Origin of the sequence: Pseudoalteromonas arctica A 37-1-2 (assembly GCF_000238395.3) — a bacterium.
Taxonomy (GTDB): Bacteria; Pseudomonadota; Gammaproteobacteria; order Enterobacterales; family Alteromonadaceae; genus Pseudoalteromonas; species Pseudoalteromonas arctica.
The window spans coordinates 1,431,391-1,450,073 of record NZ_CP011025.1 but is presented as its reverse complement, the minus strand read 5'-3'; the positions used below and the strand labels follow the sequence as shown (position 1 = coordinate 1,450,073).

Annotated in this window: 13 protein-coding genes; 7 read left to right on the top strand and 6 right to left on the bottom strand. The window is 38.5% G+C overall.

All coding sequences use genetic code 11. The features are described from left to right. Positions 1-131: 131 nt before the first annotated feature. Positions 132-1,148, top strand: a complete 1,017-nt coding sequence (locus tag PARC_RS06500) for an alpha/beta fold hydrolase (protein WP_010553414.1) — start codon at positions 132-134, stop codon at positions 1,146-1,148. A gap of 72 nt (positions 1,149-1,220) precedes the next feature. On the opposite strand, the gene PARC_RS06495 is transcribed toward PARC_RS06500, so the two are convergent. Then, entirely contained in the window at positions 1,221-2,018 is a 798-nt protein-coding gene (locus tag PARC_RS06495) for a M48 family metallopeptidase (RefSeq protein ID WP_010553413.1), read from the bottom strand. Between the two features lie 197 nt (positions 2,019-2,215). Between PARC_RS06495 and PARC_RS06490 the strand changes: the two genes are divergently transcribed. Further along, positions 2,216-3,418, top strand: a complete 1,203-nt coding sequence (locus PARC_RS06490) for a Bcr/CflA family efflux MFS transporter (RefSeq protein ID WP_010553412.1) — start codon at positions 2,216-2,218, stop codon at positions 3,416-3,418. Positions 3,419-3,452: 34 nt separating this feature from the next. Here PARC_RS06490 and grpE read toward each other — a convergent pair whose 3' ends face one another. Together grpE and PARC_RS06480 are read right to left on the bottom strand one after the other, a co-directional pair. Beyond that, complete coding sequence (gene grpE / locus PARC_RS06485) at positions 3,453-4,064, bottom strand: nucleotide exchange factor GrpE (protein WP_007375833.1); 612 nt, start codon at positions 4,062-4,064, stop codon at positions 3,453-3,455. A 58-nt stretch (positions 4,065-4,122) separates the two neighbouring features. Next, complete coding sequence (locus PARC_RS06480; protein ID WP_033012581.1) at positions 4,123-5,088, bottom strand: HrcA family transcriptional regulator; 966 nt, start codon at positions 5,086-5,088, stop codon at positions 4,123-4,125. A gap of 154 nt (positions 5,089-5,242) precedes the next feature. Between PARC_RS06480 and nadK the strand changes: the two genes are divergently transcribed. The 4 genes from nadK to PARC_RS06460 all read left to right on the top strand — a co-directional run bounded on the left by nadK (position 5,243) and on the right by PARC_RS06460 (position 8,869). Then, positions 5,243-6,127, top strand: coding sequence for an NAD(+) kinase (nadK, locus tag PARC_RS06475; protein ID WP_004335384.1), 885 nt, complete (start codon positions 5,243-5,245; stop codon positions 6,125-6,127). Positions 6,128-6,204: 77 nt separating this feature from the next. Further along, positions 6,205-6,762, top strand: coding sequence for a hypothetical protein (locus PARC_RS06470; protein ID WP_007584558.1), 558 nt, complete (start codon positions 6,205-6,207; stop codon positions 6,760-6,762). A gap of 75 nt (positions 6,763-6,837) precedes the next feature. Continuing rightward, positions 6,838-8,511, top strand: a complete 1,674-nt coding sequence (gene recN / locus PARC_RS06465; RefSeq protein ID WP_010553410.1) for a DNA repair protein RecN — start codon at positions 6,838-6,840, stop codon at positions 8,509-8,511. Positions 8,512-8,545: 34 nt separating this feature from the next. Continuing rightward, positions 8,546-8,869, top strand: a complete 324-nt coding sequence (locus tag PARC_RS06460; protein WP_010553409.1) for a hypothetical protein — start codon at positions 8,546-8,548, stop codon at positions 8,867-8,869. Between the two features lie 13 nt (positions 8,870-8,882). Here the strand turns inward: PARC_RS06460 and PARC_RS06455 are convergent, their stop codons facing one another. The 3 genes from PARC_RS06455 to gltB all read right to left on the bottom strand — a co-directional run bounded on the left by PARC_RS06455 (position 8,883) and on the right by gltB (position 16,712). After that, positions 8,883-9,905: a GGDEF domain-containing protein gene (locus PARC_RS06455; protein WP_337589868.1), complete on the bottom strand. Its 1,023-nt coding sequence runs from the start codon at positions 9,903-9,905 to the stop codon at positions 8,883-8,885. 924 nt (positions 9,906-10,829) lie between these two features. Continuing rightward, a complete protein-coding gene (locus PARC_RS06450) occupies positions 10,830-12,245 on the bottom strand; it encodes a glutamate synthase small subunit GltD family protein (RefSeq protein WP_010553407.1) in 1,416 nt (471 codons plus the stop codon). A gap of 9 nt (positions 12,246-12,254) precedes the next feature. Then, on the bottom strand, positions 12,255-16,712 hold the full coding sequence (gltB, locus tag PARC_RS06445) for a glutamate synthase large subunit (RefSeq protein ID WP_010553406.1): 4,458 nt from the start codon (positions 16,710-16,712) through the stop codon (positions 12,255-12,257). A gap of 698 nt (positions 16,713-17,410) precedes the next feature. On the opposite strand from gltB, the gene PARC_RS06440 reads away from it, so the two are divergent. After that, entirely contained in the window at positions 17,411-18,664 is a 1,254-nt protein-coding gene (locus PARC_RS06440) for an efflux RND transporter periplasmic adaptor subunit (protein ID WP_010553405.1), read from the top strand. The last annotated feature ends 19 nt before the right edge of the window (positions 18,665-18,683 follow it).

The following is an 18,683-nucleotide window of genomic DNA, read 5'->3' as shown; positions in this document are numbered from 1 at the left end:
AATAAGCGAAGCACTATTTTAGCTTCGCTTTTTTTCGTCCACGTAAAACATTTAATTGAACAGGTTTAAATACTTAGTTATTGTTGTACTTCTTTTTAAGCCAAGCGCTCGCCTTTAATAGGAGTAACTGAATGTCGTCGATTAAAGTTATTTGTTTCTCTACTTTATTAGTACTAACAAACAATGCCTTAGCTGGCACTTCTCAAGATACATCCGCCCTTTCTTATGATGCACTATTAAGCAATTACGAATACGATTTTAAGGTGAATTACTTTGCACTTGAGTCGCAAAAACAATCATTAAAAATGGCTTATATTTACTTAAAGCCTACTAAAGCCGGTATGCCTACAGTTACACTTATGCATGGCAAAAATTTTAATGCTGACTACTGGACTACAACCGCTCAGTATCTGCAATCTTTAGGTTATGGGGTATTAATCCCTGATCAAATTGGTTTTGGCAAGTCATCTAAACCAACGGATTACCAGTATTCGTTTGCGACGCTTGCTCATCATACTCACGCGTTAATAGATTCACTTAATATTAAAGAGTCGATTGTACTTGGGCACTCTATGGGTGGGATGCTAGCGAGTCGTTTTGCATTAATGTACCCAAACGCCACTAAAAAGCTAATTTTATTAAACCCTATTGGGCTTGAAAACTACTTGCAGTATGTTGATTACAAAGATACTAATTTTTTCTATAAAAACGAGCTTTCAAAAACACCGGAAGGCGTTAAACGTTATCAGCAAAAAAATTACTACGATGGTAAGTGGAATACAACATATTCAGCTTTAACTGACTTTATAACAGGGCAAATACAAGGCCCAGATAAAGAACAAATGGCATGGGTGAATGCAAAAACATACGATATGATTTTCACTCAACCTGTAATAACCGAATTTAAAGATTTAACTGTGCCAGTTAAATTAATTATTGGTACACGCGATAGAACCGGTCCAGGCCGTAACTGGAAAAAAGATGATGTTGATTACGAGCTTGGTCGATACGATAAATTAGGCAAACACGCTGCAACACTTATTCCTGACGCACAATTATTCGAACTAGATAACTTAGGGCACCTGCCGCACATTGAAGATTTTGAACGCTTTAAAAATGTATTACAAAAAGCGCTTACAACTAAATAAAGGTGAGTACTGAATACAAAAACCCCTGTAAGTAATTACTCACAGGGGTTTTTATTTAGTAATTAAACTAGATTACAGCTTACATTGTGGGTTTTTACCCTGTGCTTTAGCTGTACTTTGCTCACTAAGTGCTTTACTCATTTGTGCTTGTAAGTCTTTAATACGACTGCTTGGCGCTGGGTGAGTTGATAAAAACTCAGGTGTTGTACCACTACCTGCTGCACTCATATTTTGCCAAAGGGTTACTGATTCTTGTGGATTAAAGCCTGCTTCAGCCATTAAATCCAAGCCAATTTCATCAGCTTCTGACTCGTGCGAACGGCTAAATGGCAAAACAACACCATACTGTGCGCCTAAGCCTAGACCCTGCATAATTTCATTACGGTATTGAATGTTACCCATTTCAAGTGCTGCACTACCAAGTTGCATACCGGTATCTAAAATAGAGCTTTGTGAAACACGTTCATTAGAATGCTCAGCAATTACGTGCCCTACTTCGTGCCCTAGCACTGTTGCTAGTTGGTCTTGATTGGTGGCTATTTTTAATAAGCCCGTATGAACCCCAATGTAACCACCAGGTAGTGCAAAAGCATTAGCAGATTCATCTTCAAATACAACTACTTCCCAATTTTGCGACGCGTATTCTTTTGGTAATACAGCCACTACTTTTTCAGCAATGCAGTTTACATATGCATTTGTTTTTGCATCTTTATTAATTGGTTGGCTTTTTTTCATATCTGCAAAACTAGCAGTGCCCATTTCACTCATTTGTTGATCTGAGTAAAGCGCTATTTGAGTGCGTCCTGTTGGTGACGTTTTACAACCGACTAAAACGGCTGTCGCTAATACTGCAAGTACTAGTTTTTTCATGATAATTCTCTTAAGTAATGAATTTTTTATTACTTGTAGAATAGCAAACACAGTACCAATTTAAAATATTTGCTTTATATACCTTTATATTAAAAAGATACGATGAGACGATAAACTTAGCAGGCAAACTAAGTTTATCCAAATACAATGCCCTGTTACACTATAGCCCTTGTTTTTAGTGATTGTTGAGTTTACACATGGACGCCTCAGCCTCGTCTTTTAATACCCGTATTTTATTGCCTTTATTAGCCAGTATCGTGGCGATTACTCCTTTGGCTATTGATATGTATTTGCCCGCCATGCTGGTAATTGCAAGCGATTTACAAACTAATATGCCAAATGTACAAATATCGTTGAGTATTTACTTAGCGGGTTATTCATTGGGGATGTTATTTTTTGGCCCTATTGCCGATCAAATTGGCCGCCGTAAGCTCGCACGTATTGGCTTAACCCTATTTGGCGCAAGCTCACTTGCACTCGCATTTACAACCGAAATCCATGCGTTTTGGACTCTTAGAGCAGTGCAAGCATTTACCGGAGCGGCAGCAACCGTAGTCGTACCGGGTATTATTCGCCATATTTATCAGCAAAATACAGCTAAGGGAATGTCGTATGTGTCGATGATCATGATGGTAGCACCGTTAGTAGCCCCCTCTGTTGGTTCGTTTATTTTAGGATTTTCTGTTTGGTCAACCATATTTTTGGTTCTTGCTGGATATAGCTTTTTAATATTAGCGTTTGTACAAGTGTATTTAATAGATATACCTATTCATAAAAATGAGAAAAAAGGCCTCGCTCTATTTTTTGATAGCTATAAAACAGTACTGAGTAATAAAGACGCACGTGCGGATATACTCAGTTCTATGTTTGTATCCTTTGGATTTTTTTGCTTTTTGACCTCAGTACCATTTATTTATTTAGATTTATATGAAGTGTCAGAACAGTTATTTGGTGTGTTATTTGCGTTTAATGTAATGGCGCTTATGTTTGGTAACTTTTTAAATACGCGAATTGTACCAAGGCTGGGCTCTCGAAAAATGCTCTATATTGGGCTTGTATGTGGGTTTGTATCGGGGCTTGCGCTGTTAACATTTAGCTTATTGCACTTATCACTTTATTATATTGTGGCTGCTATTGCGCCATTAATGATGAGTTTAGGTGTCACTGCAAGTAATGCTGATTCGCTAATATTGATGAAGTTTGAAAGAAACACAGGTACAGCAACGGCCGTAATTGGCACACTTCGTTTCGGTAGTGGTGCATTAGTTGGCCCGCTACTCGCCATTATGCACGCAAAAAGCGCAGTGCCATTTTCAAGTTTAATGTTTAGTGCTGTATTACTCACTATGCTCGTACAGCTAATTCACTATAAAAAAGACAAAAAAAATGCCTCAATATGAGGCATTTTTATCAAAGCTAATAACCTTAAATTAATTAAGCGTCAGCAGCTTTAGAAACCATAACCATTGCAGGGCGTAATAAACGACCATTCAATGTGTAACCTTTTTGCATAACAGCAAGTACTGTATTAGGTGTTACATCGTTACTTGGTTGGATTGACATTGCTTGATGAAAATCTGGATTAAACTGCTCACCTTGTGGGTTTACAATTTCAACACCAAATTTAGAAACAGCGTCATTAAAGCTCTTAACCGTCATATCGATACCTTCAAGCAACGGCTTTAGTGTCTCATTTTCTTTATCAGAAAATTCAATAGCACGTTCAAGGTTATCAATTACAGGTAGTAATTCGTTAGCAAATTTTTCTAGTGCAAATTTATGCGCTTTTTCTACATCTTGTGCTGCACGACGACGAATATTATCTACATCTGCTGCGGCACGAACAACACCGTCTTTTTGATCAGCAATTGTTTGCTTTGCAGCTTCAAGCTCTGCATATAACATCGCAATTTCTGCTTCAGGGCTTTGTTCTTGTTCTGCATGCTGATCAGCGGCTTCTACTGCTGCTTCTACATCAGCCTGCATTTTAGAAATTTCTTCGTTTAATTCTACTTCTTGCTCAGGGTTTTGTGTCTGCTCAGACATAAAATACGTGCTCCAATTCTTTACAACTGCGGTAATTATGGGGATTGAATAAAAAGATTCAAGAGTTAGATGCCTCAATTAATTTAAATTCTTGAATTATTTCTTCAATCTGCGCTGATTTAGGACAAATTATACAAAAACGGCTTTGATATTCTTGATTTTTAAAGTACGGCACGCTTATTACAATTAATTCATCGCACTCAGTAAAAGGTAATTTTTCGCTATTAAGTACCGATACACCATTTTTAAAAGCAAGCTTATCTTCTACATAATTTAAAAACGAAACACCAATATTTAAACTTTGTTCGCAGTCTATTTGTTTGTAGAGGTAATTTTCACCAACAACAATACTATTATCTGAGCCTAATTTTTGGCTTAGTTGTCGCGTCCATTGATTAAGCGAATCATGACAATTTCGAGGCGCTGTATTTGCCATAGCTTGCATACGGTACAAACCTTCCATTAAGGTTTGTTGGCTAAATACAGTGTTCAACCACGTGGCAAATTGATAACGAACAGAGTCTGACGAATCATGAGGTTTATCAATACAAATATTGTGACTCTGCCCTGCCCTATCTACTAATAAAATAAGCCAGTCGGTAGAATCAAAATCAAGCACTTCTACTCTAAACACTTGCTGTGAACTGGCTTGAGGTAAACCAACACAACAACATACTTGATATTTTTGGCTCAAACCATGCGCTAGCTCAACGAGTTGTGACTGCTGTGGTTGCCAATAATTAGCAATATCAGCAAGCACAAAAAATTCGTCAAACCAATAATCAAACCCTTCATTTGTCGGCACTCGCCCTGCGGATGTATGAGGTGAATACAATAAGCCCACTTTTTCTAAGCGAGCCATAGCATTACGAACCGTAGCCGAACACACTGCCATGCCTTTAAGCTTGGCAATTTTTGTTGATGGAACAGGCAAGCCTTCACCATTACAGTACATGTTCATAACAGCTGAAAAAATTTGCTGATCTCGTGGGTTTAGTTTCATGGTATCTACATCTTGTTGCATGAAAGAGATATCGGGGCGTTTAGTTCTTTTTCAAGTCGTGCAGCTAACTCACTACGAATAAAATTGAAGGTTTATAATATTGCTATAATCTGTATTTTCAAACACTTCTGTTTTGAGTTACTCTACTATTATTAAATCTCTTTGTGCGTACATTATGGACTCTCCTTTTAACACCATAGGCCTAATTGGCAAACCTAATCACCCGGGAGCCGCTGCTACCCTTCAGCGTTTACATACCTTTTTACTTGCGCTTGGCTTTGAGGTAATAGTAGAAAAACGCACAGGGAGTCAGTTAGACGATATTCCGCATGACAAACTTGTTAAGTTAGTCGACTTAGGTGAACAAGCCGATTTAGCCATTGTTGTAGGCGGTGACGGTAACATGCTTGGCGCAGCACGCGTACTTGCGCGCTTTAACATTGCTGTAATTGGTGTAAATAGAGGCAACCTTGGTTTTTTAACTGATTTAAACCCCGAAGGGTTTGAAGCGAGCTTAGAGCAAGTACTCAGTGGTGAGTATCTTGAAGAAAAACGTTTTTTATTAGAAGTAGAAGTATATCGCCACAACGAATTAAAAAGTGCAAACTCAGCCGTTAACGAAGCGGTACTTCATGCCGATAAAGTAGCGCACATGATTGAATTTGAAGCTTTTATAAATAATGACTTTGTGTTTTCTCAGCGCTCCGATGGTTTAATAGTATCAACCCCGACAGGCTCTACGGCGTATTCACTTTCAGGTGGCGGTCCAATATTAACGCCAGAACTAAATGCTATATCGTTAGTACCTATGTTTCCTCATACCTTATCTAGCAGACCTTTAGTGGTAGATGCCGATAATGAAGTTCGTTTAAAGCTAAGCCTAGAAAATACAGATAGCCTACAGGTAAGCTGCGACAGCCACGTAGTGCTAGCCGTATTACCCGGCGATGAGGTAGTAATTAAAAAAGCCGATAAACAATTGCGCTTAATTCATCCAAAAAATTACTCTTACTACAACGTTTTACGTACAAAACTGAATTGGGGTAGTCGTTTGTACTAATTTTATTGCCAAATTTAGTACTATAAAGCAAAATGGCGACTTAAAATAATAATCAACTAATTTAGGAACGAGTAGCAATGACTTATGTAGTATTCTTTGCTTTACTGCTATTAATTACACTTTTATACAGTTACCTCAAAATTGAGAGTAACCGTAAAAAAGCGATAGAAGCTAGAAAAAAGCTATTTAATGAACGTGTTTCGCATGTAAATACGCGCCTTAAAGCAAAGCTTAATGATCTACTTGATGCTAAAATAATTCGCCCAAAATACGTTCCTCGCATTCAAGCTATTGTAAATAATTTTTTTGTTGTTCAATCACATACAGACGAGAACTTGCAACAGCTTGAAGATACTGCCGACCTACTAATTAATACGTTGTCCAACGAGTTAATTAAAATCAATCAAACAAATATAATTCAACCATTGATTGATAATATACAGTACTTTGTATCTGAGTTGCCCCAGCAAGGCATTTTATACAATAAGAGTTTTTATATTAATACATTACCTCCCCTCATTGCTCTGCTTAAAACCGAAGAGAGTATACAACCTACTGATATTGTTGATGATCAAATTGATGCATCTTCCCAAACTTCCGATACACAGTTTACTCAAGATGTAAGTGTTGCTTAAATAATAAAAAATTAATTTGCAAAAAACCAAAACACTGTATAAATTAACAGTTAATTGACTGGATGGATAAACAGTATGTTAATTGGTTTAGAAGTTAAAAATTTTGCAATCGTAAGTAATTTAAGCACAGAATGGCGCAGCGGTATGACTGCGATCACAGGTGAGACAGGTGCTGGTAAATCTATTGCTATTGATGCCCTATCGCTATGCTTAGGTGAGCGCGCTGAAGCATCAGCAGTTCGCCCAAGCTCTGATAAAGCAGAAGTATGTGCACAATTTGACTTAACAGATCTACCGCTTGCTCAAGCATTTTTAGAGCAACATATGCTAAGCACTTCTGACAACGAGTGCTTATTACGTCGTATTGTTTGTAAAAATGGCCGTAGTAAGAGCTATATTAATGGTAGTGCAGTTACCGCATCACAATTAAAAGAACTTGGTCAATATTTAATATCTATTCATGGACAACATGCCCACCAATATTTATTAAAAGCTGAGCATCAGTTACAGCTTTTAGATGCCTATGCAGGGCATCACCACTTAGTAAACTCAGTAAATAAAAACTATAAACAGTTTGCTAACTTACAAAAAGAATTTAAACACTTAGAACAACAACAGCAGCAACAAGCAGCGCAAAAACAATTGTTAGAGTATCAAGTTGCTGAGCTTGATGAATTTGCATTACAAGAAAATGAGTTTGATTTAATTGAGGCTGAGCATTACAAACTAAGCAATAGCCAAACAATATTAGAATCGTGCCAACGTGAGTTACAACACTTATATGAAAGTGATGAGCAAAACGCTTGCTCATTACTACAGCACAGCGCTCAACAATTTACCGAACTGGCTCAATATGACGAAAGTTTAGCAAGCGTAGCTGCTATGCTTAGCGAAGCCGCTGTACAAGTTGAAGAAGCAAGCCGCGAAGTGCGCAATTACACTGAGCAAGCAGATTTAGACCCGGCACGCTTAGTTGAAGTAGAAAATAGGCTAAGTGGAGCGATGGATTTAGCGCGTAAGCATCATATAAAACCACAGCAGTTAGTTGAGTTTCATCAATCGATTGCTCAAGAACTTGAGTCAATAAGTAATAATAGTAATCGTCTGGAGCAGCTTGAGTCAGAAATAGAAAGCGCGTTACTTAGTTACAAGCAAACTGCTGATGAATTAAGTAAAAGCCGCTGCGAGTATGCTAATACACTTAACACACTAATAAGTGAAAGCATGGCTAATTTATCAATGGAAAACGGTGTTTTTGAAATAGCCTTAACTCAAGAGAGTAATCGTACACCAAACAGCCTAGGCTTTGATAATGTCTCGTTTTTAGTATCAACTAATCCGGGGCAACCACTTCAGCCATTAGCTAAAGTAGCATCAGGTGGTGAGCTTTCTCGTATAAGTCTTGCTATACAGGTAATTATTGCCCAAAAAGTAACAACCCCAACGCTTATTTTTGATGAAGTTGATGTAGGTATTTCTGGCCCAACGGCATCTGCTGTAGGTAAGTTATTACGCCAATTAGGTAAATCAACTCAAGTAATTTGTGTTACTCATTTACCGCAAGTTGCCAGTAGTGCACATCAGCAATTTTTTGTAGCTAAAGAAATAGCACAAGGCGAAACGTTTACTCATATGCTGCCTTTAAATAAAGATGGCCGTATTAATGAAATAGCCCGTTTACTTGGCGGCGATAACATAAGCAAAACAGCTAAAGCAAATGCTAAAGAACTAATAATGGCGCACGCCTAATGTGTTAGTAAATAACGTCTTCAAGGATTAAATAATGCACAGTACTTTAGTTGATTTTTGTATAATTTTAAGTTGGTTGTTATTAGTACTAAGCACCTGTTTAATTATATTTAGTAAATATAAACATACTTGTTTTAAACAACGTTTATTTAAGTTTTTAAATAGCTTTTTAGTTTTTCAACTAATCGTTGTGGCCTATTACTTTACTAGCGAAAAAATAAATGGACTAAGTGATTTAGGTGTTAGTTATTGGGTTTTAATTACAATGCAGATTGCGTGTATTGTAATATGCTACATGAGCTTAAAACGCAGAAAGGCTAAAATAAGGCCATCCCTTGATTCGTTTTCAATGGATTAAAGTAAATAAACATTTAAAAAGAGCACGTTCTGTTTTTACCTTGCTCTTTTGCTTTATAAAGTAGTTCATCAGCATGCTTAATATCTAGGTCAATTGAGCGCTCAGCGTTTGCAGCTGTGATGCCAATACTTAGCGTTATATTTACACTATCTGAAAATAAGCTTACAGCTGAAGCTTTAAGGGCATTATGGATTTTTTCTGCAACGAGCTCACCCTCATCAACGGTTACATTTGGAATCACAATTAAAAACTCCTCACCGCCCCAACGTGAAGCAATCGCATTTTGCGGAATATTATTTTCAAACGTTTTTGCTAAATGGATAAGAGCTTCATCGCCAAAATCATGGCCGAATTGATCATTAATTTTTTTAAAATTATCTACATCAGCTAATAATATTACAAACGGGATATTATTATTTTTAAGCTCATTTTTAAAAGCTATAAGCTTATTCATAGTGAAACGGCGGTTTGGCAGATTAGTGAGTGGATCTATAGTTGCTAAAAATTCATTTTTTTTGCTTAAAGCAATTAATTTACTGCTGTATTTTTCTCTTGAAAATTCGTAATAACCACTCAATGATGCAACAATTATAAAAGCGAGTATGATTCTGACTGGAAACTGCTCAGGATTGTAGTCATATATATTAAATGTATCAGCGCAATAAAAACCGAGAACAATCGCCGATAAAAATAAAACAATATCAAACGTCCCTCGTTTAAGCCCTCGAATTGAATAAGTAACAGGAGACACTATAAATATCCATATAGGCCCTGTACCTTGTGCTCCTCCTGTAAGTACAAGATAAAACATCAGTGCATACAGGTTATATAAAATTACAGTTGCAGACTTCTCTACACCTCTACCTATATTAAACGCCGATAAGTAAACAAACGAAGAAACAACCAAAGTAAATGCTAATAAATAGCTGTTGTTAATAAATGCCAAGCTAGCCATCGAAAACGTTGCTATAAACCCTATTGAGGAAAAGAACCGAACAATGAGCTTCCTTTCTAAATTGTTTGAGTATTCGTACATAATTTCTATTTATTTTATTTGTATATAAAAGCAAACTTATAGATATAAAGTAAGCAAACCGTAAACAGCGTGCAATAATGAACCTACTTTATATTTAAATCAACTATTAAGGTTAGTAATTAACACTGACAATTGTGCACATATTTTTAGCCTCTTGCATTTATCTCAGGTAAGTACATTTTTACGATATTAAATTGCTTGGCACTAATACCATTTACTAAAATTATATAAGTACGCCCTTTTATTCCTGCAATAATCGAACTGACTGGTAGTCAAAAAATAATATAAACCTGCACAGTTAAAAATGGTAATAACTATTCTATGAATTGTGCCAGGACCGAGTCAACAACACATTAATCAATAAAAGTGCCGCTACAAAAAAGTACACGCACTATACCAATCCGCGATATTACTCAATCAATTTCAAGGATTGAACTTGGCGCTAACTGCGTTAAAACTTTCGAAATACGACTGCATGAATACAAAGCAATGTAGAGGTAATTGCCGAGAACACCTAAGTAGCAAAACTTTAGCCCCATTATCGACATAATTTTGTTATCTCAAAATAGATCACTTAATTAACCGAATTGGTATTAGAGTATATAAACGACATAGAAGAAAGAAGTGTCGATAACGTTTATATATATGAAACGAGCCCTGAAAGCCGCTTAGTAGATACCCAAAGAAATCGCATTTGGCTTATAAAGAACAACCCATAATAACAAAGCAGTTTCTTTGAAAGTTACTATATAAGGTTACTACATGAAGTTACTAACAAAAGGTGTTGCTCAAGAAAGCCATACAAGAGATGGTATAAATATAGCACCATTTGTCACTAATTACGTTGACATTACATTTGGATAAAACAAATAAAAAAGCAAGCCACTTGGCTTGCTTTAAATATCGTTATTTTAAAACGAAAAATTAAACTTTTAAGTAATCCATAATACCTTCTGCAGCGTTACGTCCTTCAAAAATAGCAGTTACCACTAAATCTGAACCACGCACAATATCGCCACCAGCAAATATTTTAGGGTTAGTCGTTTGATGTGTAAACTCACTTTGTTCTGGTGCGTTAATACCGCCCCAGTTGTTTATTTCTACATCGTATTTTTCTAACCAATCCATTTTGTGAGGCTGGAAACCAAACGCCATAATAACTTGATCTGCTTCAATAACATGTTCTGAACCAGGTACTTCTTCAGCACGGCTTCTGCCTTTTGCGTCAGGTTCACCTAATTTAGTTTTAACCATTTTAACGCCGGTCACTTTACCTTTATCGTTCAGTACAATGCCTTTAGGCTGAACGTTATACGTAAATATAACGCCTTCTTCTTTCGCATTTTTAACTTCACGTTTAGAGCCTGGCATATTTTCTTTATCACGACGATAAGCACACGTTACTTTTGCAGCATTTTGTCGAATAGACGTACGCACACAGTCCATCGCTGTATCACCACCGCCAAGTACAACTACTTTTTGATTAGCCATATCAATACACGGTTGTTTTGTCTCGTCGTAGCCCATTACACGGTTCGTGTTACCAATCAAAAACGGCAATGCATCGTGAACACCCGATGCATCTTCATTTTCAAGACCTGCACGCATACTCTGATACGTACCAACCCCTAAAAACACAGCGTCGTAATCAGCTAAAATTTGATCAAGTGTAATATCAACACCTACTTCAACATTTAACTTAAATTCTACGCCCATTTCAGTGAAAATTTCACGGCGCTTTTGCATTACTGATTTTTCAAGTTTAAAAGAAGGAATACCAAATGTGAGTAGTCCACCTATTTCTGGGTGACGATCAAACACTACTGGTTTAACGCCATTTCGCACTAAAATATCAGCACACCCTAAACCTGCAGGGCCCGCACCAATAATGGCTACTTTTTTGTCAGTCCATGTTACATAAGACATATCAGGCTTCCAGCCCATTTTAAATGCCTCATCAGTAATGTATTTTTCAATATTACCAATTGTAACAGCACCAAACTCTTCATCGAGCGTACACGAGCCTTCACACAAGCGGTCTTGTGGGCAAACACGCCCACAAACCTCTGGTAAGCTATTTGTACGATGAGAAAGCTCAGCCGCCTCTATAATACGGCCCGTGCGTATTAACTTTAACCATTGTGGAATGTAGTTATGTACTGGACATTTCCACTCACAGTATGGGTTACCACAATCTAAACAACGGTCAGCTTGTGAGTTAACCTGATTCTCTGAAAAGGGTTCGTAAATTTCTACGAAAGATTTTTTACGTGACGAGATTGGTTTTTTGCGTGGGTCTACACGCTGCACGTCTATAAATTGATATACATTTTCGCTCATACTGCCCCCTTATTGCGCCTGAACACGTAGTTCGGCACTACTGCGAGCGCGATGCCCGAGTAAACTTTTTACGTCACTTGATATTGGTTTTACTAATTTGAACATCGGTAAGTACAATTCAAAGTTAGCCAAAATACTTTCTGCTCTGCACGAACCCGTAAGCTCTAAATGCTCAGCAATTAAGCCGCGTAAATGTTCTTGATGCGACGTTAATTCGTCTAGTGTTACTATTTCGACAAGCTCTGGATTAATGCGTTTTTCAAAATCATTTCGCTCATCTAAAATATAAGCAAAACCACCTGTCATACCCGCGCCAAAGTTAACGCCTACATTACCCAGTACACATACAACGCCACCGGTCATGTATTCACAACAGTTGTCACCTACACCTTCAACAACCGCTTGCACACCTGAGTTACGAACTGCAAAACGCTCGCCTGCACAACCTGCAGCAAACAGTTTGCCGCCTGTTGCACCGTATAAACATGTGTTGCCTGCAATTGTGGCTTTGTGACTTTCGAACGACGAGCCAAGTGGTGGACGAATAACTAACTTGCCACCCGCCATGCCTTTACCTACGTAATCGTTTGCATCGCCAACCAGTGTCATTTCAAGGCCACCGGCATTCCACACACCAAATGATTGACCCGCAGTACCGTGTAGCTCAATTGCTACAGGATCTGCCGCCATTCCTTGGTTGCCATATTTATCGGCAATATAGCCAGAAAGCATTGCACCTACAGATCTGTCCGTATTACAAATACGACTTACTAGTGAAATACCGCTTGAAGCATCAATTGCTTCTTGCGCCTTAGCAAGTAGGCTCTCATTAAGTTTTCCTAAATAATGTGAGCTATTAGGCGCACTACAATAAAGTGTTTCACCTGTTGGGTTATTAGGCTGAGCAATTACGGAAGATAAATCAATTTTCTTCTGTTTTGCTGTTTTGCCTTCAATTGCTTCAAGCAAATCTAAACGACCGATTAAATCAGTTAAGTTTACAACACCTAAGCTTGCCATGATTTCACGTGCTTCTTGCGCTATAAATTTAAAGTAGTTCATCGCCATTTCTGGTAAGCCGTGGTAATGTTTTTGACGAAGTGTTTCGTCTTGTGTTGCAACACCGGTCGCACAGTTGTTTAAATGGCAAATTCGTAAGTATTTGCAACCAAGCGCAACCATTGGGCCAGTACCAAAGCCAAAGCTTTCTGCACCTAAAATTGCCGCTTTAATTATATCTAAACCTGTTTTTAAGCCACCATCTGTTTGCAAGCGAATGCGATGACGCAGTCCATTTTCAACAAGGGCTTGCTGCGTTTCAGCAAGTCCTAGCTCCCATGGGCTACCTGCATATTTAACTGAAGTAAGTGGGCTTGCGCCTGTACCGCCATCATAGCCAGAAATAGTAATTAAATCGGCATACGCTTTAGCAACACCTGTCGCAATGGTTCCTACGCCTGGTTCTGAAACCAGTTTTACAGAAATAAGTGCTTTAGGGTTTACTTGTTTCAAATCGAAAATTAGCTGTGCTAAATCTTCAATTGAGTAAATATCGTGATGTGGTGGTGGCGAAATTAATGTAACACCGGGAACAGAATAACGAAGCTTAGCAATATATGGGGTTACTTTTTCACCCGGTAATTGACCGCCTTCGCCTGGTTTTGCACCTTGCGCTACTTTAATTTGAATAACGTCAGCACTGCGTAAGTAATGCGGCGTTACGCCAAATCGACCTGAAGCAACTTGCTTAATACGCGAGTTTTTCTCGGTACCATAACGCAGCTTATCTTCACCGCCTTCACCAGAGTTTGAACAACCACCTAAGCGGTTCATTGCAATTGCTAGAGCCTCATGCGCTTCTGGCGATAATGCACCAATACTCATTGCTGCTGAATCGAAACGCTTGTATAGGTTTTCTGCAGGCTCTACATCATCGATGCTAATGCCTTGCTCTGGAATTTTAAGCGCAAGCATGTCACGTAAAGTGGCAATAGGACGCGTATTAACAAGTTTTGCATATTCACTGTAATCACTATATTCACCAGAACGAACTGCTTTTTGCAGGGTTTGGATTACATCAGGATTATAAGCATGATACTCGCCGCCATGTACGTACTTAAACAAGCCGCCGTGGCTTAATAATTTACGCTTACTTAGAGCGAGTTTGTGTAAGCTTTGCTGATCGTCATCAAAGTCGGTAAAGCATGCGCCCTGTATGCGACTTGCCACACCTTTAAAGCACATTTGTACAATAGCGTCAGATAAACCAACCGCTTCAAACAACATTGAGCAGCGATATGACGCAACCGTACTTATGCCCATTTTAGACATGATTTTGTATAAGCCCTTGTTAATGGCTTTACGGTAAGCAAGAGTTACTTCGCAATACGACTTATTAATAATTTTGCTGTCGCTCATCGCAACTAACGATTCATACGCAAGGTATGGATAAATTGCCGTAGCACCAAAGCCTAATAACACAGCAAACTGATGCGCATCACGCACGCTACCGGTTTCAATGATAATGTTTGATTCACAGCGAAGATTGTTATCAACTAATCGTTTTTGTACCGCACCTACAGCCATAGCTGCTGGAATTGGTAAATTTATTTCATCAAAGTTACGGTCAGTTAAAATAAGCATGATACAACCAGCGGCTGCTTTTTCTTGTGCTTGGTCACAAATACGCGTTACCGCATTTTCTAAACCTTCTTCAACTGTGTAGGTAATATCAATTTTACAGTAGCTGTAATGCGCTTCATCAGCATTTAATAGCTGCTGCATGTCTGCGTACATTAAAATTGGCGTATCAAACTGTAGGCGCTTAGCATGGCCTGTTGTTTCGTTAAATACGTTTTGCTCACTACCAATACATGTCGCAAGTGACATTACATGATTTTCACGCAGTGGATCGATAGGTGGATTTGTTACTTGCGCAAATTTTTGGCGGAAGTAATCATAAAGCGAACGATGCCCTTCACTAAGCACTGCAAATGGCGTGTCATCACCCATTGAGCCGGTTGCTTCTTGGCCGTTTTCACCCATTACACGAATAACACTATCAAGTTCTTCGTTGGTATAACCAAACATTTTTTGATATTTAGCTAGCGTTTCGTCATCAAATGAGCGATTACCCGCGTCTTGTTCAGTAAGCTCTTCAAATGGAACTAAACGTTTAACGTTCTCTTCAAGCCATGACTTGTAAGGATGGCGAGACTTTAAATCTTGATCGATTTCATCTGAGTGCCAAATTTTGCCAAGCTTAGTATCAATAACTAATAATTCACCTGGACCAACACGGCCTTTTTCAACTACTTCATCGGCAGTGTAATCCCAAATACCCACTTCTGATGCAAGCGTAATAAAGCCATCTTGTGTAATTACATAGCGCGCTGGGCGAAGTCCATTACGGTCAAGGTTACAAGCCGCAAAACGACCATCCGACATAACAATACCTGCCGGGCCATCCCATGGTTCCATATGCATAGAGTTAAAGTCGTAAAATGCACGTAAATCGTCGTCCATTGCACGGTTTTTCTGCCATGCAGGTGGTACGAGCATACGCATAGCGCGGAATAAATCCATGCCACCAGCTAAAAATAGCTCAAGCATATTATCTAGGCTTGATGAGTCAGAGCCGGTTTCGTTTACAAACGGCGCTGCGCTTTGTAAATCAGGAATAAGCGGTGACGCAAACTTATATGAACGTGCGCGTGCCCACTGGCGGTTACCTTCAATAGTATTAATTTCACCATTGTGTGCTAAATAGCGGAAAGGTTGAGCTAAAGGCCAACGCGGCTGAGTATTAGTAGAAAAGCGCTGATGGAAAACACAAATCGCACTCGTCATACGAATATCAGCTAAATCTAGGTAAAAATTTGGTAAATCTGCAGGCATCATTAAGCCTTTATAGATAGTTACCAAACCAGATAGACTTGCGATATAGAAAGCTTCGTCATCAACAATGCGCTTTTCAGCGCGGCGGCGTGCTACATATAAGCGACGCTCTAAGTCTTTAGAACGCCAACCTTCTGGCGCGCTAACAAAAATTTGTTCAAAACCTGGTAATTGCTGTACAGCAATAGGACCCAACATAGATGGGTCAGTTGGCACAACGCGCCAACCTAAAATATTTAACGTTTCTTTTTCTAATTCTTCGCTAAGTATTTGTTTTGCAGCTTGCGCTAAAACAGGGTCTGAATTTAAAAATATCATACCCACTGCGTAGTTTTTGCCTAAGTGCCAGTTATGTTCACTAGCAATAGCACGGAAAAAGCTATCTGGTTTTTGTAATAATAAACCACAGCCATCACCTGTTTTACCATCGGCAGATATACCACCACGGTGCTGCATGCGATCAAGCCCCGTAATAGCAGTACGAATAAGCCTATGACTAGCTTGACCATTAACTTGGGCTATTAAGCCAAAGCCACAATTTTCTTTTTCTAACTTTGAGTCGTATAACATAGACCCCTCCCCTTGCTGCACTGTTAGCGTGGATGAACTGCTCGACGATTTGCTAACAGACGGACAAAACTAGCCTCTATCTTAAATAGAGTCAATAGCACTTTGAATACATATTCACATTCTTGAATATTTCTCACTTCATAGCAAGATTTCTTTTTATCATTATTTTTAACATTTAGCGTTATTTTAACCACTATTTTTTCATGACACTGGTGTCAAGTTTAACATATTGTAAAAAACACGAGCCTCCAGCGTGCCAGCTTACGTAAACGTAAAGGCAACCGAAAGTGAATAAGTATTCAGCGCTAGAGAGGCTATTCAGTTAACATTTAGATAGTTTTATGCCATTTCATTACTTTAATGGCTTAACATCCCCGATTATTGCTGCTCATTAGTATAGTTATGAAAGTTCATGTCATTTTTTGTACGTTAATAGTGAATTTTTATTTAAAACTATGTCCGATGCGGACACATAAACTGTCCGCGTACATAAATTTCAATAACAAAAAAATAAAATCACTTAAATATCAATAAGATAATAGTTGGCATATTAATCGTATAGCTTTATATATAATCGCTAATTGGAATTACTATGTTTACTCTAAGCTTATTTTTACTCTCTCCTATTGCCGCTATTTGCACAGCAGCTTTATTACTGCTGTGCGAAAAATACATAAAAGCAATTTAGGGGAAATTAAATGATTAAAGATACCAGCGCACAAGACGTACAAGTAAAGGCACCTATAAGCTATAAAAAATACGCGATAATCACTGCGATTGTTTTCATTGTGGTCTCTACAATTGCTTATATTTTTTTAACGAGCCATAGCGCTAAAAGCTCTATTAGCCGCTCAAAAGTACAGATTGCAAAAGTACATGTTAAAGCGCTCATTCGAGACATTGCCGCCAGTGGTAAAATTGTTGCTGCTAATGCTCCTAAAATCTACAGTCCAGAACGGGGGTTTATAGATTTAAAAGTAAAGGCCGGCGATACAGTAAAGCAAGGCAACACACTTGCCCTGCTGCAAAGCCCTGAGTTAACTAATGAATTAAAGCAACAGGAGTCTGTACTTAAAAGACTTGAAGGCGAACAGCAAAGGCAGCATTTGCAAGCAAGACGCCAAACACTCACCTTAAATAAAACACTCGATATGGCACAAGTCGAGCTTAACGCCGCTGAGCGCGAAAATCGTCGCGCACAATTATCAATACAAAAGCACTTAATTAGCCAAATTGATCTAGAAAAAGCAGTTGATGATTTATCCCGAGCTAAGCTCTCCTATAAGCATGCGCAGCAAGAGGTATTGCTTGCCAAAGACACGCTCGCTTTTGAACTACAAGCTGCTAAAAGTGATGTGACCCGCCAACAACTTATTGTTGATGACTTAATCCGAAAAGTAAGCAACCTATCTATTAAGGCTACCGTTACAGGGATCGTGGGTAACCTATTAGTGCAACAAAAAGCCGCAGTGACGCAAAGCCAACCTCTTATGACTCTCGTCGACTTAAGTAATTTTGAAGCCGAACTCCAAGTTCCTGAAAGTTACGCAAACGAATTAGGGCTCGGTATGGAAGTAGAGCTTAAGTTAGGCAATGAAACAGTGATGGGGAATTTATCCGCCATATCACCAGAAGTTAATAATCGTGAAGTAACAGCACGCGTCCGGTTTAAAGGTGTTACTAACAACATTCGTCAGAACCAACGCTTAACTGCACGTATTTTACTCGACAACCGAGAGGGTGTAATGCAAGTAAAGCGTGGTGCATTTATGCAGCAAGGCGGAGTTATAGCTTATAAAGTCGATGGCAACATCGCAAAGCGTATACCTATTACAATAGGCGCCACCAGCATTAATGCGGTTGAGCTTTTAAGTGGACTAAAAGAAAACGATGAAATTATTATTTCAAGCTACAGCGACTTTAAGCAAGCCAACACGATTTTATTAAATTAAACAGACGTTCTCAACCAAC